The organism is Bartonella sp. AA126HLJHH (assembly GCF_042197425.1).
Classification (GTDB): Bacteria; Pseudomonadota; Alphaproteobacteria; order Rhizobiales; family Rhizobiaceae; genus Bartonella.
The window spans coordinates 81,687-100,924 of record NZ_JBHIRU010000004.1; the positions used below are offsets into that span (position 1 = coordinate 81,687).

18 protein-coding genes are annotated in these 19,238 nt (G+C 37.6%); 11 read left to right on the forward strand and 7 right to left on the reverse strand.

The features are described 5' to 3' along the window. Positions 1-618 precede the first annotated feature (618 nt). From ACFIQC_RS03570 to ACFIQC_RS03580, 3 genes are all read right to left on the reverse strand, one after another. Entirely contained in the window at positions 619-1,392 is a 774-nt protein-coding gene (locus tag ACFIQC_RS03570; RefSeq protein ID WP_375611926.1) for an alpha/beta fold hydrolase, read from the reverse strand. Continuing rightward, positions 1,389-1,901 carry a DUF192 domain-containing protein gene (locus ACFIQC_RS03575; protein WP_375706746.1) on the reverse strand — a complete coding sequence of 171 codons (513 nt, stop codon included), beginning with the start codon at positions 1,899-1,901 and terminating at the stop codon, positions 1,389-1,391. The genes ACFIQC_RS03570 and ACFIQC_RS03575 overlap by 4 nt, the downstream gene beginning before the upstream one ends. Before the next feature lie 251 nt (positions 1,902-2,152). After that, positions 2,153-2,728, reverse strand: a complete 576-nt coding sequence (locus tag ACFIQC_RS03580) for a cold-shock protein (protein WP_273791031.1) — start codon at positions 2,726-2,728, stop codon at positions 2,153-2,155. A gap of 324 nt (positions 2,729-3,052) precedes the next feature. Between ACFIQC_RS03580 and ACFIQC_RS03585 the strand changes: the two genes are divergently transcribed. From ACFIQC_RS03585 to ACFIQC_RS03605, 5 genes are all read left to right on the forward strand, one after another. Next, a complete protein-coding gene (locus tag ACFIQC_RS03585; RefSeq protein ID WP_375621270.1) occupies positions 3,053-4,186 on the forward strand; it encodes an ABC transporter substrate-binding protein in 1,134 nt (377 codons plus the stop codon). Positions 4,187-4,300: 114 nt separating this feature from the next. Continuing rightward, the gene (locus ACFIQC_RS03590; RefSeq protein ID WP_375706747.1) at positions 4,301-5,377 is read left to right on the forward strand and encodes a branched-chain amino acid ABC transporter permease; all 1,077 of its coding nucleotides are present in this window, start codon (positions 4,301-4,303) and stop codon (positions 5,375-5,377) included. Continuing rightward, the gene (locus tag ACFIQC_RS03595; RefSeq protein ID WP_375629862.1) at positions 5,377-6,435 is read left to right on the forward strand and encodes a branched-chain amino acid ABC transporter permease; all 1,059 of its coding nucleotides are present in this window, start codon (positions 5,377-5,379) and stop codon (positions 6,433-6,435) included. Before ACFIQC_RS03590 ends, ACFIQC_RS03595 begins: the two co-directional genes overlap by 1 nt. Further along, on the forward strand, positions 6,432-7,214 hold the full coding sequence (locus ACFIQC_RS03600) for an ABC transporter ATP-binding protein (RefSeq protein WP_375611930.1): 783 nt from the start codon (positions 6,432-6,434) through the stop codon (positions 7,212-7,214). Before ACFIQC_RS03595 ends, ACFIQC_RS03600 begins: the two co-directional genes overlap by 4 nt. Further along, complete coding sequence (locus tag ACFIQC_RS03605; RefSeq protein WP_273791026.1) at positions 7,201-7,911, forward strand: ABC transporter ATP-binding protein; 711 nt, start codon at positions 7,201-7,203, stop codon at positions 7,909-7,911. The genes ACFIQC_RS03600 and ACFIQC_RS03605 overlap by 14 nt, the downstream gene beginning before the upstream one ends. A 94-nt stretch (positions 7,912-8,005) precedes the next feature. Here ACFIQC_RS03605 and gatA read toward each other — a convergent pair whose 3' ends face one another. Then, entirely contained in the window at positions 8,006-9,490 is a 1,485-nt protein-coding gene (gene gatA / locus ACFIQC_RS03610) for an Asp-tRNA(Asn)/Glu-tRNA(Gln) amidotransferase subunit GatA (RefSeq protein WP_375706748.1), read from the reverse strand. 31 nt (positions 9,491-9,521) lie between these two features. Continuing rightward, on the reverse strand, positions 9,522-9,809 hold the full coding sequence (gatC, locus tag ACFIQC_RS03615) for an Asp-tRNA(Asn)/Glu-tRNA(Gln) amidotransferase subunit GatC (protein WP_375621275.1): 288 nt from the start codon (positions 9,807-9,809) through the stop codon (positions 9,522-9,524). Positions 9,810-9,957: 148 nt separating this feature from the next. Between gatC and ruvX the strand changes: the two genes are divergently transcribed. Continuing rightward, complete coding sequence (ruvX, locus tag ACFIQC_RS03620) at positions 9,958-10,437, forward strand: Holliday junction resolvase RuvX (protein ID WP_375621276.1); 480 nt, start codon at positions 9,958-9,960, stop codon at positions 10,435-10,437. On the opposite strand, the gene ACFIQC_RS03625 is transcribed toward ruvX, so the two are convergent. Next, positions 10,422-12,041: an acyl-CoA dehydrogenase family protein gene (locus ACFIQC_RS03625; protein WP_375706749.1), complete on the reverse strand. Its 1,620-nt coding sequence runs from the start codon at positions 12,039-12,041 to the stop codon at positions 10,422-10,424. The two genes, ruvX and ACFIQC_RS03625, sit on opposite strands and share 16 nt — an antisense overlap. 125 nt (positions 12,042-12,166) lie before the next feature. Here ACFIQC_RS03625 and ACFIQC_RS03630 point away from each other — a divergent pair, with 125 nt between their 5' ends. From ACFIQC_RS03630 to dprA, 4 genes are read left to right on the forward strand one after another with little or no spacing between them, the layout of a single operon-like run. Beyond that, positions 12,167-13,132 carry an aspartate carbamoyltransferase catalytic subunit gene (locus ACFIQC_RS03630; RefSeq protein WP_375706750.1) on the forward strand — a complete coding sequence of 322 codons (966 nt, stop codon included), beginning with the start codon at positions 12,167-12,169 and terminating at the stop codon, positions 13,130-13,132. Then, the gene (locus tag ACFIQC_RS03635; protein ID WP_375706751.1) at positions 13,129-14,430 is read left to right on the forward strand and encodes a dihydroorotase; all 1,302 of its coding nucleotides are present in this window, start codon (positions 13,129-13,131) and stop codon (positions 14,428-14,430) included. The genes ACFIQC_RS03630 and ACFIQC_RS03635 overlap by 4 nt, the downstream gene beginning before the upstream one ends. Positions 14,431-14,441: 11 nt before the next feature. After that, the gene (plsY, locus tag ACFIQC_RS03640; RefSeq protein ID WP_375706752.1) at positions 14,442-15,074 is read left to right on the forward strand and encodes a glycerol-3-phosphate 1-O-acyltransferase PlsY; all 633 of its coding nucleotides are present in this window, start codon (positions 14,442-14,444) and stop codon (positions 15,072-15,074) included. Further along, positions 15,031-16,263 carry a DNA-processing protein DprA gene (dprA, locus tag ACFIQC_RS03645; protein WP_375706753.1) on the forward strand — a complete coding sequence of 411 codons (1,233 nt, stop codon included), beginning with the start codon at positions 15,031-15,033 and terminating at the stop codon, positions 16,261-16,263. The genes plsY and dprA overlap by 44 nt, the downstream gene beginning before the upstream one ends. Here the strand turns inward: dprA and ACFIQC_RS03650 are convergent. Then, positions 16,193-16,399 carry a hypothetical protein gene (locus ACFIQC_RS03650; RefSeq protein ID WP_005773510.1) on the reverse strand — a complete coding sequence of 69 codons (207 nt, stop codon included), beginning with the start codon at positions 16,397-16,399 and terminating at the stop codon, positions 16,193-16,195. The two genes, dprA and ACFIQC_RS03650, sit on opposite strands and share 71 nt — an antisense overlap. 264 nt (positions 16,400-16,663) lie before the next feature. Between ACFIQC_RS03650 and topA the strand changes: the two genes are divergently transcribed. Next, the gene (topA, locus tag ACFIQC_RS03655; protein ID WP_375677751.1) at positions 16,664-19,237 is read left to right on the forward strand and encodes a type I DNA topoisomerase; all 2,574 of its coding nucleotides are present in this window, start codon (positions 16,664-16,666) and stop codon (positions 19,235-19,237) included. Position 19,238 lies beyond the last annotated feature (1 nt).

Consider the following 19,238-nt stretch of genomic DNA (forward strand, 5'->3'; position numbering starts at 1 on the left):
TATGCTCTCCTGTTTTTTTGAAACGATTAAAATAATTGCGTGTCGTGCAAATAAGACACTCTTATGATTCTGTAAAGTCAGTAAAAAAGCATAATCTGAATATTTACTTAATATTACATATATTCACAACGTTCTTTATACATTCATAAAGAACGTTTACAAAAGGAGTCTATCATTATTAAATATACCCGTATAGATTAAAAAATGGCAAAAAAACTGTATATTTTTAATAATTTTACTTTATCTCCAATTTTAGCCTCTGTATTTAAAATGCATATTCGTAAGAATAAATTGATCAATAATTTATAATTTTGTTTATTTTATAAAAAATATAAATAAAAATATTTTTTTATTTAAAACTACATTTTTTAGCAAAAAATATTTATTACATCATTCGAAAATAATTCTTTTTAATAACCTTTAAAGTATAATTATCTAATCTTAGAAGAATTACGTCTCTGGAAAATATACAAAATAAGCTAATAAGAGTTTATTTTTCTTTTCATTTTTTATAAAAACTTACGTCACAACAAAAAGATTTTTTAATAAGCTTTTTTCAATTTATACGAAATAAAAATATTGGGTATTTCTGTAAATTCTAAAAGCTATGAAGAGTTCTTATTTTATAGGATAACGAGAAAGAAAATCGATAACGCCTTTTTTATAAACTTTATCGCCTACAGCAAGCATATGATCTCGATCAGGAATTGATAAAGCTTCACCACAAGGCAACAAGGCTGCCAATGGCTCTGCATCACCGCCAATTTCATCTAATGAACCAACGGCAACAAGTGCTGGTTGTTTGATTTTGTAAACTTCAGACGCCGTTAACTCCTGTTTTGATGTAATGATACAAGCAGCAAGAGCACGCCTATCGCTTTTCGTTTGATCTGCAAATTTACGGAACATTAAACCGCGCGTATTGGTAATAGTGGAAATATCTTCTGCTAAAAGGGCCTCAGCAACAGGCTCCCAATTTCCTGCTCCCGTCACCATACCAATACCTAAACCACCAAAAATAACACTGTGTACATATGTTGGATGCAAAAGAGCCATGAAAGCACTAATACGAGCCCCCATAGAATATCCCATAACATGGGCTTTAGATAACTCTAAATGCTGCAGTAACTTTACTGCGTCGCCAGCCATAGCTTGAGGTGTATAAAAGATAGGATCATAACTTTTAACTGAATCTCCGTGACCGCGATTATCAAGAGCAATAACACGATATCCTGCTTCAGTGAGAATACGAAACCAACCCGTTGCATACCAATTCACCCGTGCAGAAGATCCAAAACCATGGATCAACAAAATAGGCGCGCCCTGCCCTTCTTCTCGATAAGCAAATCGCAAACCATTATATTCAAAAAAACGAATATCTTCAGCGGTCATTTTTTATTGCACTTTCCACAAAGTACAGGATGAATAACACGTTGTCCTTTTTGTATCTTTTTTTTAGAAACTTCACCAGCGTTAATTTCAAGTGCAAAAGCTGCAGGAACTTCTGATGAAATGGTATTTGTTGAAAGTGGAGAAGTATTTTCAATAATCGATACAATAATTCCCTTAGAGTTTAAGAAAATCATATCTAAAGGTAAAGGCGTATTTGCCATCCACATAAAAATTTTCTGCTCATCTCCCGATCGAGAACTTTTTAGCTGCTTAAAGAGCATTGCACGATCGCGTGGAAAATCAGTTCGATACATTAAACCAGCTGCTGCTTGAGATGGCGTAAAAGCAATCTCTACCTTATAAAAAACCGGACCTTGCTTTGTATGTATTTCTAAAGGAACCGGATGCACAGGAATCTCTATGGGCTCCTTTGCTACAACAACACGCATATCTAACATAAAAAGCATCACCAATAAAACAATATGCCCCTTTTTAAAAGGCTTTAACATTCTTGTCTCCACCACAGAAAAATTTTAAATTTTGTTTCTAAAATAAAAAGTACCAGAGTTTAAAAGTCAAAAAACAAGAGGATTGCTTCCTTGTTATTTTCTAGTTTTTTTCAACGTAATATGCGAAATTTTCTTCATTTGGTTTATGGATTAACGAGAGCCATATTTTCTTTAAAAATCTACCTCTATAGCAATTTACGGAATAACCATCTTTAAAAATATAGAAAACACACTGATTTCACTCGTGAAATTCAATGCGTAGCTAAAGGAATGCCTATGTCCGGATAAATCTCTGCTGTCATTAAACCTTTTTCTCCTTTACCAAAACGTACAAGAACAACTTGGCCGGAACGAAGCTCTGCTAAACCAAAACGGCGCAATGTTTCCATATGAATAAAAATATCTTCTGTTCCTTGCCCTCGGCTAAGAAAACCGTATCCTTTGTCACGATTAAACCATTTAACAATTGCTCGTTCTAGTCCACTTTCTGGAGTAACAACAACATGGGTACGGGCAGGAACTTCTGATGGATGAATTGCTGAAGAACAATCTATGGATTTCACCTGAACGCACTTTAACCCTCGTTCAGTTTTTTCCACAGCACAAATGACTTTAGCTCCCTCTAAAGCTGTTTGAAAACCATCCCTTCGCATTACCGTAACATGCAATAATATATCTGGAAAATGAGGTAAATCAGGTACAATAAATCCATACCCCTTACTACCATCAAACCACTTAATGACACCACTGATTTCGATAATCTCCCCACAAGCACCTATACTATCCTCAGATGGGGAACAATCCTTTAATGCATCCTTACTCGTCATAATAACGTGATCCTGTAGCTTATAAATTGTACGATATTGATTCTCTAGGTTTAAGTAAACATTGCTCTTGTATCAACACGCAAGCCCCAAGATAAGATTTCCCCACATTGTCGTATCTTCTATGTTAATGTCAGAGAATATCAACATGAATATTTATAAAACTATTTGATTGTACACTTTACATACCTTACAAGGAGTGCCCTACAAAAGAGGTCATATACAAAGTTTTTTTACATAATGATATTTTGATTAATGTGTAACTTGCATGATGAAGAAGTTCAATATAAGGTGAAAAAACGACAATTCAATTAAGGAAAATGCGCAATGCAATTGAAGAAAATCCTTACGATAATCACAGCATTTATGGCATTTACAGCAAATGTTTATGCGAGTGAACCTATTAAGATTGGTGTTTATCTTCCATTAAGTGGTCAAAATGCATTTGGAGGGCAGCTTGAAATTAGAGGTATAGAATTAGCCCATAAAAAAGTTCCAGAAATTTTAGGACGTAAAGTGGAACTTGTTATTATTGATAATAAATCTGATAAAGTAGAAGCGGCTAATGCTGTTATGCGTTTAACAGCAAGTGAAAAAGTGAGTGGAATCATTGGTAGCTATGGTTCTTCACTTTCGTTAGCAGGTGGTGAAATATCTGAAAAGGCAAAGACTCCAACCATTGCAACGTCCTCAACAAGTCCCCTTGTTACACAGGGTAAAAAATATTACTTTCGTGCTTGCTTTATTGATTCCTATCAAGGAGTAGGAATCGCAACTTATGTAAGCCAAACTTTACACGCAAAAAAAGCTGCTATCCTTAAAGATATTTCAAGCGATTATGCCATTGGTCTTGCAAGTTATTTTACGCGTGCTTTCAAAAAATTAGGTGGTGAAGTTATCTCAAATTTAAATTATAATTCTGGAGATCAGGACTTTTCAGCTGTTCTCACGCAAATTATCGCCCAGAAACCTGATATCTTATTCATTCCATCTTACTTTTCTGAAGGTGCTATCATCATGAAACAAGCACGAGAATTAGGGGCGAAGTTTCAAATTATGGGTGGAGATGCTATGGATAATCCAGAAACCATTACGATTGCAGGAAAAGCTGCAGAAGGTTTCTTACATACGACACTTCCCTATAGTGAGGATATGCCAAATATGTCAGTAGCTGCGCAAGAATTCACAAAAGAATGGAAAAAAGCTTACCCAGACAAAGAGCCAAATATCAATTCTGTTTTGGGATACACGAGTTATATGATGTTCATGAAGGCTATTGAAAATGCTGGTAGCACTGATCGTGAAAAAATTACTATCGCACTTAGCCAATTAAAAGATTTTCCTACCCCCTTTGGGGATATGTCAATGGATGAAAATCATAATCCTAAAATTCCTATTGGTATCATTAAAATACAGGATGGAAAACGTGTTTATTTAGAAGAAGTTAAACCTGCTTTTTAATTAAAAAGTTTTACTTACTAAAATGCAAGAATTGGTTGAGGATTTTTTTCTCAACCAAAAACTTAGAAATTTCTTATTGTCCTATGTAAATTAACAAATGTGGAAGGATGAGAGATGAGCACTGAAATGTTCATCCAGTACTTTTTTAATGCACTGGCATTGGGATCTCTTTATGGGCTTATTGCTATTGGCTACACCATGGTCTACGGTATACTGAGACTCATTAATTTTGCTCACGGTGATATCTTTATGCTGGGAGCATACTTTGTTTTCTTTTCCACAATTAGCTTTATGCCTGCGTGGGCAGCTTTTCTTCTTTTGTTCCTTGCTGCTCTTGTTTATTATTCGGTCTTTATAGGCTTTAAAAGGCGTCCTCCAATTTATTGGATTGCTGCTTTTTTAATTCTTGCGCTAGGATTTGTTTATTATTTTAAAATTTCCCCGCAAGACTTTACACCGATTTGGGTTTTAGCTCTTTGTTTTTCCATTTTTATTACAAGTGCTGTGGGTGTTGCTGTTGATCAATTTGCTTATAAACCTCTACGCCATGCTCCGCGTATTTCGGCACTTATCGGTGCAATTGGTGTTTCTTTTTTTATTGAAAATCTTGCTACTGTACTCTTTAGTGGTGTTCCGAAAGGTGTACAACAGCCAGACTTTCTTGTAACACCATTTTTATGGCATCTAGGATCAGGAGCAGATGGTATCATCAGAATTGCTCCCATGTCTCTGATCGTTCCCTTTGTGTCATTAATTCTTATTTTATTACTGTTATGGATTATCCATAAAACAAAACCGGGTCTTGCTATGCGCGCAATCTCCCATGATATTGAAACAACACGTTTGATGGGTGTGTCTGTCAATAAAGTTATTGCGCTTACATTTGGAATAGGCTCAGCTCTTGCCGCCATAGCTGGCATTATGTGGTCTTTACGTTATCCTCAAATTCAGCCTTATATGGGTGTTCTTCCTGGTCTTAAAGCATTTATCGCTGCTGTTATCGGAGGTATTGGTTCGATACCAGGTGCAATGTTGGGAGGATTATTATTAGGGTTTATTGAAATTATGATTATCGCATTTTTCCCCGCGCTATCTGGATATCGAGATGCCTTCGCTTTCATTTTATTGATTCTGATTCTATTGATATTGCCCACAGGATTAATGGGTAAAAGAAATCAGGAGAAAATCTAATGGCAAAGTCAGCGACAACTGTTTTATCGTGTATAAGTGTTTTAGTTCTCATAGGTTTTTTATTTTATGCTGATAGCCATTTTAATGACTATACGCTTCGTATCATCAATCTGATTGCTATTAATGCGATATTGGCAATTTCGCTTAATTTGATTTATGGTTTCACAGGTATGTTTTCTCTTGGACATGCTGGATTTATGGCTATTGGTGCTTATGTTTGCGCAATTTTACTTCTTTCCCCTGAACAAAAAGAAATGATGTGGATTCTTGAGCCTATTGCTGAACCATTATATCATTTACAGTTACCTTTTTTTATCGCTGTTGTTATAAGTGGTTTGTGTGCTGCTGTTGTAGGTTTATTAATTGCTTTACCAATATTGCGTCTTGGTGGCGATTATCTTGGAATTGCAACATTAGGTTTTGCGGAAATTATTCGCATTGTCATTACGAACGCAACATCGCTCACAAATGGCTCTTTGGGAATCAAAGGAATACCTCAAAATGCAACATTATGGTGGAACTATGGTTGGCTAGCATTTACAGTTCTCTTTATTGTCCTCTTACTGCAAAGTAATACTGGTAACGTATTACGTGCTATTCGTGATGATGAAATAGCTGCGAAAACTATGGGAATAAATGCTTTTTTCTACCGTAGTTTTTCCTTTACTGTTGGAGCATTTTTTGCAGGTATAGGTGGCGCATTAATGGCGGCTCTTATTTCAACCATTGATCCCAAAATGTTTAATTTTCTTCTGACTTTTAATATTTTAATGATTGTTGTTGCTGGTGGTCTCGGTTCAATTACAGGGAGTATTATTGGCAGCATTATTATTACAGTCATGCTTGAATGGCTTCGTATTATTGAAAGTCCATTTGACTTAGGTTTTATACATATTCCAGAAACCCCAGGGCTTCGTATGGTTGTTTTTTCTCTTTTATTGCTGGTAATTATCTTGTTTTGGAGAAAAGGGTTAATGGGACAACGAGAATTTTCATGGAATGGAATTTATAGCTTTTTGACACGCAAAAAGCTTTCTAATACTGAGGGAAAGCTATGAACGACAATATCCTTTCACTCAATAATATTGTAATGCGTTTTGGCGGATTAGTTGCTGTAAATAATGTTAATATGGCAATTAAACGAGGAAGTATTACTGGATTAATTGGTCCCAATGGTGCTGGAAAAACAACAGTTTTCAATATGATTTCTGGATTTTATGCTCCTACAAGCGGCATCATTCTTTTTGATGAGAAAAAAATTTCTGGAGCGTCTCCTTATATTATCTGTAGAAGCCATATTGCCAGAACATTTCAAAATATTCGTCTTTTCTCAGGGTTAACGGTTTTGCAGAATGTTATGGTAGGAGCGCATGTTCGACAAAAATATCCTTGGTTTTCGTCAGCTCTCTTTTTTTCAAAAGCAATAAAAGAAAAGAAGGAAGTTTATAAAAATTCCTTGGAGCTCCTTGAACAGCTACAACTTGATCATCTTGCCAATCAATCGGCAACAGCTTTACCTTATGGTGTGCAACGACGTCTAGAAATTGCGCGTGCGTTAGCCACAAAGCCCAAATTGCTTCTTCTTGATGAACCTGTTGCTGGCATGAATCCACAAGAAAGTGAAGATCTTAGAAAATTCATAGCAAAAGTGCAAAAAGACTTTGATCTTACAATTCTTCTTATTGAGCACGATATGAAAGTGGTTATGGGGCTTTGCCAACATATTTTGGTTATGGAATATGGCTGTTGCATTGCCAGTGGTACACCAGATGAAATTCGTAATAACCCTAAAGTTATTGAAGCTTATCTTGGCGGAGATGTTTATGGATATTCTTAAAATAAAAAATCTTTATGTTCATTATGGCGCCATTAAAGCTGTCCAAAATCTTTCTATGTCCATAAAGCGGGGCAGTATTGTCACTTTAATTGGAGCCAATGGTGCAGGAAAAAGCAGTATTGTACGTTCTATTACAGGGCTTAATCGCTCTGTTTATGGAGAAATTACCTATAATGGCAAATCTATTATAAAAAAATCACCAGAAGAGATTTTGCGATTAGGGATTGCTCTAAGCCCTGAAGGACGACGTATCATGCCCCATCTCACTGTTTTAGAGAATCTTCATCTAGGCGCTTATATTCGTCACGATAAGCAGGGAATTTCCCGTGATATTGAATGGATATTTGACCTTTTTCCGCGCCTACGTGAAAGAGCAAAACAGTTGGGAGGAACAATGTCAGGTGGTGAACAACAGATGGTTGCTGTGGGCCGTGCACTCATGAGCAATCCTGATATGGTCATATTAGATGAACCCTCGTTGGGGTTAGCACCACTTCTCGTTCGAGAAATTTTTTCGATTATTCGAAAAATTAATGATATGGGAAAAACTGTTCTTCTTATTGAACAAAATGCATTTGCTGCACTTTCCATAGCTGACTATGCTTATATTTTAGAGGTAGGACATATTTTATTTCACGGTGAAGGAAAAACTATGCTCTCTGATTCGCGTGTTAAAGAAGCCTATCTTGGTGGGTAAGACTACGAATTAAGGAAATAGAGCTCATCCCTCCACCTTTTAAAAAAGCATTTCTCATTAAGGATGAGAAATGCTTTTTTGTGAATTTTGACTATTACATCCACCATTTTTCTGCACTGAATATTCCTGCTTCTTGTTCAATAATGTGCGCTATCTGAAAAATGACTTCTTCAGAAAAAGGTTTACCAATCAATTGCAATCCTAGAGGTAAACCATTTGATGACAGACCAGCAGGAACAGAAATTCCTGGTAAACCAGCCATATTAACTGGTACCGTAAAAATATCATTAAGATACATTGCTACAGCATCATTTTTTATTTTTTCATCAGCAATACCAAAAGCAGGTGTTGGTGTTGCTGGTGTCAAAATAGCATCAATGCCTGAAGCAAAACATTGATCAAAATCACGTTTTACGAGTGTTCTTACTTTTTGAGCTCTTAAATAACAGGCATCATAATAACCTGATGAAAGAACATAAGTCCCAACCAGAATGCGTCGTTTGACTTCATCACCAAAACCAACAGAACGCGTATTTTCATACATCTCAATGATGTCTTTTCCAGGCATGCGCAAACCAAAACGCACACCATCATAACGCGCTAAATTAGAAGAGGCTTCTGCAGGAGCTATAATGTAATAAGAAGGTAGAGCATATTTTGTATGGGGCAAAGAAATATCTTTAATCTCAGCACCTGCTTCTTTTAACCAATTTATTCCTTTTTGCCAAAGCTCAATAATTTCTGGAGACATTCCATCCACATGATATTCTTTTGGAATACCGATTTTCATTCCTTTGATTGATTGACCAAGATAACTTTCATAATCAGGAACTGGTAAATTGACGGAAGTAGAATCTTTTTCATCAAAAGAGGCCATTGATCTGAGTAAGATAGCACAATCACGAACATCTCTAGCAACAGGTCCAGCTTGATCAAGAGATGAAGCAAACGCGACAACGCCCCATCGCGAACAACGTCCATAAGTTGGCTTTATTCCTACAGTCCCAGTAAAAGCTGCTGGTTGACGTATTGAGCCACCTGTATCGGTTGCAGTTGCACCAGCACAAATTTGTGCAGCAACAGCGGCTGCGGATCCCCCCGAAGAACCACCGGGTACGAGTTTTTCATTTGAGCCTTTTTTTCTCCATGGACTAATAACAGGACCATAATATGATGTTTCGTTGGATGAGCCCATAGCAAACTCATCCATATTAAGTTTTCCTAACATCACAGCACCATCTTGCCATAAATTAGCCGTGACAGTTGATTCATAGTGCGGTTTAAAACCATCAAGGATATTTGAACAGGCTTGAGTATGAACACCATAGGTTGCAAAAAGATCTTTAATCCCCAAGGGAATTCCTTCCAAAAGCCCTCCCTGCCCTCTCGCTAAGCGACTATCTGATTCAGCAGCCATTTTCATTGCCTGTTCTGCTGTTATTGTTACATAAGCATTCAAAACTGGATTAGCTGATTCTATTGCTTGTAAATAAGCTGCCGTTAATTCTGTTGCTTTGAGATTTTTCTTTATTAAAGCATCACGAGCTTGCGCAATTGTGAGAGTTGTTAAATCAGTCATATTGGTTCTCAAATTTCAAAAATATAAAAAGTTACTCAACAATTTTTGAGACAAGAAAAAAATTTTCTTCTGTAACAGGGGCATTGGCTACAATATCTTCTGCTTTATCGCCATCTGTAACAGTATCTTCACGCATTCGTAGAGTCATCGGCATCACAGATGTTAATGGCTCAACTCCACTGACATCAACTTCATTCAATTGCTCTACAAAACCTAAAATAGCATTGAATTTTTTTGTCACAGGTTCTATCTCATCATCGTGGAGGGCAATCCTTGCTAAATGTGCTATCCGCTTGACTGTCTCTTGATCAACAGACATACTCTTTACGCCTTTCTGCTTTTTTGTTTATTTATTTGATCTTTATTCTGGCTATACAAGGCTGCACTTGTAAGTGCAAGAATATTAGATAACATGAATAAAGAATATAACTATAGATCTGAAACATTAAAAAACGTATTATACCTTTATGACTGTTATTAATATAGATGAAGTTATAAAACATCTTTTGCCTAGACAAACAATAGCAGGCTTAGATTTAGGGACAAAAACTATCGGAATTGCGATTTCTGATAGGGGGCTGACTGTCTCAAATCCGCGTCCTGTACTACAGCGAAAAAAATTTACAGAAGATGCTTACACACTTATTAAAATTTTTGACCGTGAAAATGTAGGCGTTATTATCATTGGCTTACCTCTTAACATGAATGGAAGCAGTGGCTCTCGTGTTCAAGCAACCAGAGCTTTTGTGAGTAATATGAAAGCTTATACAAAAATTCCATTTGTTTTTTGGGACGAACGTTTATCAACAATTGCTGCGGAACGGTCTCTTTTAGAAATGAATGTATCGCGCGCTAAAAGAGCAAGCCGTATTGATTCAGCCGCCGCCGCTTTTATATTGCAAGGTGCTCTCAATAGAATTCAAAACTTTCATCATATGGAAGGATAGAGAACATTGAGCAAATGCCCTGCATTATATCGTGCAATGAGCATCCCGTAAGAAGATCTCCATTGTCCCCCAAGGCGGCTTTCCATATAGGCATTCGCAACATGTTCTATGTCTGTAGAACGTAATGCTGCTGCTGCTGCTGCATAAGCTACTTGTTCAACAAAAAATCTTCCTGCACCTTCATTTGCTGATGCCATATCACCTGCTGACTTAATAATTTCAATTGCTCGGGGTCCTGCTGGTCCAATATCAAGAGCAATTTTTTCCAACAATTTCTGAAACAATCCCGGTGCTTTTTCAGCAATAAGAATGGCATCCTTTACCAATTGATTAGCAGAACTATTTCTCACAATTCGCGCAGGCCCATTATGCAACATTTGTGATAATGGATTATTCTCTATAAAACTTTCAATACCAAGTTGTGCGATAATTTCACCAATAATAGGCACAACCAATTGACTTACATGATAAGCAATAATAGGTGTCATAATGCGGGCAAAAGCTGCTTCAGAACGGTCATTTGCTGCATTGTCAAATGCTCTCGCTAAACGTAAAACCAATGCTTGTGAGGCAGCTATATCTAATGCAATATCTGCAAAAATACGTTCTGTCAGTGGAGGTAAAGGCTGATTGGGCATTTTTTTCCGGAAAAAATCCATACCAAATTGAAGAGCCGCTCGTAAAACACCTGCCGATATGACAGATTGATCGAAACGCATCATCGTCTCGATATCTTTAATAACTTTAAGCCCTTCTCCAGCATTTCCCAAAAGCCAGCCATAACTGCCTTGGAAGTCGACAACCCCCTCTGGTGTTAAAAGTTCTCCAGAACGCTGAATTAAATGACGAATCGATATAGATCCATTTAATGCGCCATTTTCTTGTATGCGTGGAATAAAAAAACAACTTAAATGACCATCTAAATCTGCACTAACAAGATATCCGTCAGCGGTAGGATTAATAACGTTGGTTTTTACAACATTTAAACGATATAGATCACGTTCCATACTTTCATCGAAAGAAATTTTCTTAACACTTGGAAAATTGAAAGCGTATTTTTCAATATCGTCAAATGCACAAGTTAGAGAAGCTGCCTTTTTATGATGAATAGGCTTTGATGAGGAATCATATTGGCGTGATAAAAGTACATTTTGCCATTTTTTGAAGAGCTCGATATCACTAATTAAAACAGCAATAGCTGCACTCGTTATGATAACTTCATTCAAATGTCCTGTTTCTAAACCAGCAGATAAAGCTAAACGAATCGCACGCGCTTGATAGCGTACTCCATTTTCTGAGCTCGCATTTTCCCAAAGTGAGGTAACCAAACCTGCTTGTCTAGAATATTGTTGAAGAGCTTGATAGGAAGAATGGATCTCTAATTTTTCCGTTGGTTGCCCCCATTCATCATTATAGCATAATAAAGGCTTATAATGATTCGCTAAGCAAGAAAGTTTCCATGCTTCTCGACTCGCGGCAAAATCCCCTATTTCTTCAAAACTTGCTAACAAAAACTTAGGCAAAGTAGAAGCAATACGAAACATAAGCGTATCGCTAAGAAATGTATTTTTTCGACGAGTATTTTGCGCAGATACAGCACTCATAGGTATATTCCTACATTCAAATCATTCATATCATAGACTATTTGTCTTTTTAGAGTTAAGAAACATTTATCATATTCAAACAAATGCTTGTTTAACCTGTTTAGAGAGAGATAAAGAAGAATGCTATGATGCAAGATAATTTTTTCCCACTTTTCCCTCATCAACATCTTTTAGCTATTAAAGATCTGAGTGTACAAGATCTTAATACATTGCTTGATCGTGCAGAAGCAAATATTATCCTTTCTAACAAAATTGATAAAATAAAATCTACTTTGCATGGACGGACTCAAATTAATCTCTTTTTTGAAGCCTCTACGCGAACACAATCTTCTTTTGAATTAGCGGGTAAAAGGCTAGGTGCACTCGTGATGAGTCTTGCGATCGGCAACTCATCTGTAAAAAAGGGAGAAACATTACTTGATACTGCTACAACTCTCAATGCGATGAAGCCAGATATACTGGTTTTTCGCCATAACAGTGCAGGAGCGGCAGCTTTATTAGCGCAAAAAGTTGATTGTTGTGTTATTAATGCAGGTGATGGTGCTCATGAACATCCAACCCAAGCTTTATTAGATGCTCTAACCATTAAAAGGGCAAAAGGTCGTATTGAAGGATTAACTGTTGCGATTTGCGGAGATATCTTACACTCACGTGTTGCCCGTTCCAATATCCTGTGTCTCAATGCTTTGGGTGCTCGTGTTCGTGCTGTTGCTCCCTCAACACTCTTACCCGCAGAAATCGCTCATATGAGTGTTGAGGTTTTTAACACGATGAAAGAAGGTCTTAAAAATGCTGACGTTATCATGATGTTGCGCTTACAGCATGAACGGATGACAGGCTCTTTTATTCCTTCTACGCGTGAATATTTCCATTATTTTGGCTTACATAAAGAAAATTTAGCCTATGCCAAAAATGATTCTATTATTCTGCACCCTGGTCCAATAAACCGTGGTGTAGAGATTGCATCCGATATAGCAGATGGACCACAAAGTATGATTCATACGCAAGTAGAAATGGGAATTGCAGTGCGTATGGCTGTCATGGAGGCTCTATTAGATTCACGCGCAAAGATCAGTGGAGAAAAAAAATGATAAAACCAATTGTTTTTCAAAATGCTCGTATTATTGATCCTTCGCGCGCAATCGATGAAATTGGTACAGTTATTGTTGAAAATGGACGAATTATAGCCGCTGGAAAAGAAGCTCTGAATCAGGGATTCCCTGAAGAAGCAGAAGTTATTAACGCACAAAACAAAGCAATTCTCCCTGGACTTGTTGATGCGCGCGTTTTTGTTGAAGAATTAGGGAATGAACATTGTGAAACAATTACATCAGCAAGTTACGCGGCCGCAGCAGGTGGTATTACTTCCTTTCTTATGATGCCAAACACGCATCCAGTTATTGATAATGTAGCACTCGTTAAATTTATTACGCATACAGCACAGGAAATCTCATTGGTCAATATTTATCCCGTTGCTTCAATCACACAAGGTTTCAACGGACAAGAAATAACCGAATTTGGTTTGCTCAAAGATGCAGGAGCCGTTGCTTTTAGTGAAGGAAAAAAAACACTTCAAAATTCATCTGTTATGCGGCGTGCAATGACTTATGCACGCGATTTTGATGTTCCATTGATGCATGAAACGCAAGATAAAGATCTTACAGGGCAAGGTGTGATGAATGAAGGACTGCTTGCCAGTTGGCTTGGTCTTTCTGGCATTCCTCGCGAAGCAGAAGTTATCCCACTTGAAAGAGATCTACGTTTAGCAGCATTAACGCAAACACGCTATCATGCCGCTCAAATATCGACAGCACTCTCTGCTGATGCACTTCGTTTAGGTAAAAAACGCAGTGAGAAAATTTCAGCGGGTGTATCTATTAATCATTTATCTTTCAATGAAAATGACATTGGACAATATCGCACTTCTTTTCGCTTAATGCCCCCATTGCGTACAGAAGAAGACCGTATAGCAATGATTGAAGCAATAAAGGATGGGACTATAGATGTTATTGTCTCTTCTCATGATCCTCAGAGTATCGACAAAAAACATTTACCATTTAATGACGCGGCAATTGGCGCTATTGGTATGGAGACCTTATTGAGCGCAGCCTTACGCCTTTATCATGATGAGAGCCTATCTCTTCTACGGATAACGGAACTTTTGTCAACGGCGCCTGCAAAGCTCTTTGGACTCAATGCAGGAACACTCAAAAAAGGGGCTCATGCAGACCTTATTGTGGTTGATCTTGAAGAACCATGGGTTGTTTCGAAAGAGAAGCTCTATTCACGTTCAAAAAATACCCCTTTTGATAATGCACGTTTTCAAGGACGTGTGCTCCAGACCTTTGTGAAAGGGAAATCCGTTTTTAAACTTGATCAACAAACTTAATGAGATTCTTAATGAATGAAGCAGAAATATTTTTTCAGTCCACTCCATGGTTTATTTTCCTCATATCTTATCTCATTGGCTCGATTCCATTTGGTCTTCTTTTTACGAGATTGTTCAAAATTGGTGATATAAGAACAATCGGTTCCGGCAATATTGGAGCAACAAATGTTTTACGAACAGGAAATAAAAAGCTTGCTGCTCTAACACTTCTTTGTGATATGTTAAAAGGAACTATCGTTGTTTTGATTATAAAGTTTTTTAGTAATCCGCTAGACAATAGTATACTTGTTTCTCTAGCGGGTTTTTTTACTTTCTTAGGACATCTTTTCCCCGTATGGCTTAAATTTAAAGGTGGCAAAGGTGTTGCTACCTATCTAGGGGTCTGCTTAGGGACCTACTGGCCCGCAGCAATTATTTTTATTATTGTATGGAGTGCGATTTTTCTCCTCACACGCTATTCTTCATTATCCGCACTCGTTGCTGTTATGATCACGCCGATATTTGTTTTTTATTTTTCCGATTCTTATTTCTGTTGTATGCTGATTGCGATGAGCATATTTGTGTTCATAAAACATTATACAAATATCGGTAGATTATTAATTGGGGAAGAAAGTAAGATTGGTACGCAACACGGAGATAAATAAAGGAATCCTGCTTACTGATCGTCAACGTCTAAGCTGGTTACGGTTATTGCGCAGTGAAAATATTGGAGCTGTTAGTTTTCGCAATCTCATTGATCATTATAAAACAGCAGAAAATGCTCTGGCAGCGCTGCCAGAGCTTAGTAGAAAAGGTGGTGGTTCTGTATCTATAAAAATAGCAAGCTTAGAAGATGCAGAAAAAGAAATGCAAGAAGCTGAAAGATTAGGTGTCCGGTTTATTGGTATGGGCGAACCAGATTATCCAGCTTTTCTTAAGGTTACAGAAGCCCCCCCGCCGCTTATTGCTATCAAAGGTAATGTTTCAATTTTTCAAAAAACTTCTATTGGAATTATAGGTTCTCGAAATGCTTCAGCTGCGGGAAAAAAGCTTACAGCTCAATTTGCGCGTTTTCTCGGAGAAGCAGACTTTGTAACAATTTCTGGGCTCGCTCGTGGAATTGATAGCGTTGCGCATCAAGCAAGTTTAAAAACAGGAACTGTTGCAGTCATGGCGGGAGGAATTGATCATATCTATCCTCCTGAAAATAAAAAGTTGCATGAAGATATTATTGCCAACGGTGGAGCCATCATCAGCGAAATGCCCATTTCTTGGAAGCCGCGTGCTATCGATTTTCCAAGAAGAAACCGTATTATTGCAGCTCTATCACTTGGTCTCTTGGTTGTAGAGGCAGCCCTGCGCTCAGGGTCCTTAATTACCGCACGTCAAGCAGCTGAAATGGGACGGCTAATTTTTGCCATTCCCGGTTCTCCACTTGATCCAAGATCTGTTGGTACAAACAATCTTATCAAAGACGGTGCTCTACTCACCACACATCCTTCTGACATTATAGAAACACTTACGCCATTAATTTCACCGCTTCCAAATTCGCAACTCAATTTTTTTGAGGAACCATCCTCCTTACAACTTGAAAAGGAGAATTTTAATTTAGCAGATGAAAAAAACAGCGATCTCTCTTTAGCAGATGATGATGCAGCACGTGCAGCAGTTCTCTCCGCTCTTTCAACAACGCCAATCGACTTAGACACACTCAGTATCCACTCAGGTATTTCACTCCCAGCTCTCTACCTCTTGTTGGTAGAACTCGAGCTTGCTGGAAAGCTTATTCGACACTCTGGTGGTTGTGTGTCATTGTCGAATCTTGATCTTCCCCAAGAGCCTCAGCACTATTAATAATGCTTTGCCCTTCTTTGGCAACCATATCCAAAAGCAATGCTAAAAGCGGACTGTGCGCCTGACGCGCCATCTGATTCATTTGCTTTGACATGTCTGTAATATATTGGATAACTTTTAAATGATTTATAAACATAATCCTCTATCCTTGAGCATTTCCCCTCCTACCTCTCAATAGACGTTATCTTAGTATTTCGCCGTATGTTTTTGTAATAACAGTGGAAAATAAATCGTGTAATTCTATATAGGGTGTACTCTAATAATGACAATCATAAGTTGTACAATATTCATGTTTTTTATATGGCTAATATTTTTTTATGTGCTCTTAAGCAATTGGCATTAGCTATTCGCGTAAAAGGCGTTTATAAAAAAATTTTTATTTCAATATTTGGGTAAAATTATGAATATCGTTATCGTTGAATCTCCAGCAAAAGCAAAAACAATTAATAAATATCTTGGGTCTCAATACAAAGTTGTCGCATCATTTGGACATGTTCGTGATTTGCCTGCAAAAGATGGTTCTGTTTTACCGGATCAAGATTTTTCTATGAAATGGGATATAGATTCTGCTGCCGCTAAACGTTTAAATGAAATAGCAAAAGCCGTTAAAGAAGCCGATAGCCTTATATTAGCAACAGACCCTGATCGTGAAGGGGAAGCTATTTCATGGCATATTCTGGATGTTCTCCGTCAAAAAAAAGTTTTAAAAGATAAACCTATTAAAAGAGTTGTCTTCAATGCCATCACCAAAAAGTCTGTGCTTGATGCTATGAACAATCCACGTGATATTGATACATCACTTGTAGATGCTTATCTTGCACGTCGCGCTCTTGATTATCTCGTTGGTTTTACACTTTCACCTGTTTTATGGCGTAAACTCCCTGGTGCGCGTTCAGCAGGACGGGTTCAATCGGTTGCTTTGCGTATTATTTGTGATCGTGAATCAGAAATAGAACATTTTATCAAAGAAGATTATTGGTCCATTACAACACAGTTAAAAACCATCCGAAATGATAGTTTCCAAGCAAGATTGACAATGTTTAATCAAAGAAAAATAGGCAAGCTTGATATTCAATCTCAAGAACAAGCAGACCAAATTCGCTTTATGCTGGAGAAAGCTCAATATCATACACTCAGTGTTGAAGCAAAACCTACAAAGAGAAATCCTTTTCCTCCATTTACAACCTCTACACTACAACAAGCAGCTTCTTCAAAACTAGGTTTTTCAGCTTCTCGCACTATGCAAATTGCCCAAAAGCTTTATGAAGGCATTGAAATTAATGGTGAAACGGCAGGGCTTATTACTTATATGCGTACCGATGGTGTGCAGATAGCACCAGAGGCTATTGATTCAGCACGAAAAGTTATTCATGAAACTTTCGGAAAAGACTATATTCCTGAAAAGCCACGTTTTTATTCAACAAAGGCAAAAAATGCACAGGAAGCACATGAAGCGATCCGCCCAACAGATTTTCAACGCAATCCTAGTCAAGTCCGTAATTTTCTCGATAGCGATCAAGCAAAGCTCTATGATCTGATATGGAAGCGTGCCATTGCCAGCCAAATGCGCTCTGCTGAAATTGAACGTACAACTGTTGAAATTGAAGCACAGACAGGAGAAAACTGTGCAAATCTACGGGCAACAGGATCTGTTATTCGCTTTGATGGCTTTATTTCCGTCTACACGGATCAACGAGACGAAGAAAATAATGAAGAAAATGAAACAACACGTTTACCACAAATAAACACTGGTGAAGCACTTACAAAAGAAAAAGTTGAATCTGTACAACATACCACAGAGCCCCCTTCTCGTTATTCTGAAGCTTCATTAATTAAAAAGCTTGAGGAGTTAGGAATTGGTCGTCCTTCAACTTATGCATCCACATTGGCGACATTGTGTGACCGTGGATATATTGTCATTGATAAACGAAAGCTTATTCCCGATGCCAAGGGACGTATTGTTACGGCCTTTCTTGAAAATTTTTTTAATCGCTATGTAGAATATGGTTTCACAGCAGATCTTGAAGAAAAGCTGGATCTTATCTCTGACGGCAAACTTTCTTGGAAAGACGTATTGCGAGATTTTTGGGATGGATTTAATGCATCTATTAGCAATATCCAAGAACTCCGTATAACCAATGTTCTTGATGCTTTAAATGTAACATTAGCACCTCTCGCCTTTCCTGAACGCGAAGATGGAAGTGATGTGCGTTCCTGTCCTCTTTGTAAAAATGGTCAATTATCATTAAAACTTGGGCGTTATGGTGCTTTTGTTGGCTGTTCCAATTATCCCGAATGTAAATACACACACCAACTTGGTACAGATACTGGAGAAGAGAATGAAGCTGTACGCAATGATGAACCTGTTATACTTGGTATTGACCCTGAAACAGGAAAAGAGATCTCTCTTCGTAATGGCCGGTTTGGTCCCTATATTCAACTTGGTGAAAGCAAAGAAGTTAAGCGTGCAGGATTACCAAAAGAATGGCAGGCAGAAAATGTAACCCTTGATAAAGCCTTGGCTTTACTATCCCTTCCCCGTGAAATTGGCATTCATCCTGAAACCGGAAAAACAATCACGGCTACGATTGGACGATATGGTCCCTATCTTAGCCATAATGGAAAATCTGCGCGCCTTCTTCATGCAGATGAAGTTTTTGATATTGGTATCAATCGCGCTGTTACAGTATTAGCAGAACAACAAGAAAACAAAACCAGGCAAAGCAGAACAACACCTGAAGCATTGGCAACATTAGGAGAGCATCCCGAAGGAGGAACCATTACCGTGCGCAACGGGCGTTATGGTCCTTATGTCAATTGGGGTAAAATTAATGCAACATTGCCAAAAGATAAAGATCCCATTAGTGTAACACTTCCAGAGGCACTAGAACTTATATCGGCTAAAGCATCGAGTAAAAAAACAACTTCAAAAAGAGCTTCTTCTAAAACAAAAGCAAAAATAAAAGAGACATAAA

Coding starts and splice junctions, on each gene's coding strand:
- ruvX (WP_375621276.1), top strand. CDS start 9,958: ATGACTGTTATTAATATAGATGAAGTTATAAAACATCTTTTGCCTAGA.
- topA (WP_375677751.1), top strand. CDS start 16,664: ATGAATATCGTTATCGTTGAATCTCCAGCAAAAGCAAAAACAATTAAT.
- ACFIQC_RS03595 (WP_375629862.1), top strand. CDS start 5,377: ATGGCAAAGTCAGCGACAACTGTTTTATCGTGTATAAGTGTTTTAGTT.
- ACFIQC_RS03570 (WP_375611926.1), bottom strand. CDS start 1,392: ATGACCGCTGAAGATATTCGTTTTTTTGAATATAATGGTTTGCGATTT.
- gatC (WP_375621275.1), bottom strand. CDS start 9,809: ATGTCTGTTGATCAAGAGACAGTCAAGCGGATAGCACATTTAGCAAGG.
- ACFIQC_RS03630 (WP_375706750.1), top strand. CDS start 12,167: ATGATGCAAGATAATTTTTTCCCACTTTTCCCTCATCAACATCTTTTA.
- gatA (WP_375706748.1), bottom strand. CDS start 9,490: ATGACTGATTTAACAACTCTCACAATTGCGCAAGCTCGTGATGCTTTA.
- ACFIQC_RS03590 (WP_375706747.1), top strand. CDS start 4,301: ATGAGCACTGAAATGTTCATCCAGTACTTTTTTAATGCACTGGCATTG.
- ACFIQC_RS03625 (WP_375706749.1), bottom strand. CDS start 12,041: ATGAGTGCTGTATCTGCGCAAAATACTCGTCGAAAAAATACATTTCTT.
- plsY (WP_375706752.1), top strand. CDS start 14,442: ATGAATGAAGCAGAAATATTTTTTCAGTCCACTCCATGGTTTATTTTC.
- ACFIQC_RS03600 (WP_375611930.1), top strand. CDS start 6,432: ATGAACGACAATATCCTTTCACTCAATAATATTGTAATGCGTTTTGGC.
- ACFIQC_RS03575 (WP_375706746.1), bottom strand. CDS start 1,901: ATGTTAAAGCCTTTTAAAAAGGGGCATATTGTTTTATTGGTGATGCTT.
- ACFIQC_RS03585 (WP_375621270.1), top strand. CDS start 3,053: ATGCAATTGAAGAAAATCCTTACGATAATCACAGCATTTATGGCATTT.
- ACFIQC_RS03650 (WP_005773510.1), bottom strand. CDS start 16,399: ATGTTTATAAATCATTTAAAAGTTATCCAATATATTACAGACATGTCA.
- ACFIQC_RS03580 (WP_273791031.1), bottom strand. CDS start 2,728: ATGACGAGTAAGGATGCATTAAAGGATTGTTCCCCATCTGAGGATAGT.
- ACFIQC_RS03605 (WP_273791026.1), top strand. CDS start 7,201: ATGGATATTCTTAAAATAAAAAATCTTTATGTTCATTATGGCGCCATT.
- ACFIQC_RS03635 (WP_375706751.1), top strand. CDS start 13,129: ATGATAAAACCAATTGTTTTTCAAAATGCTCGTATTATTGATCCTTCG.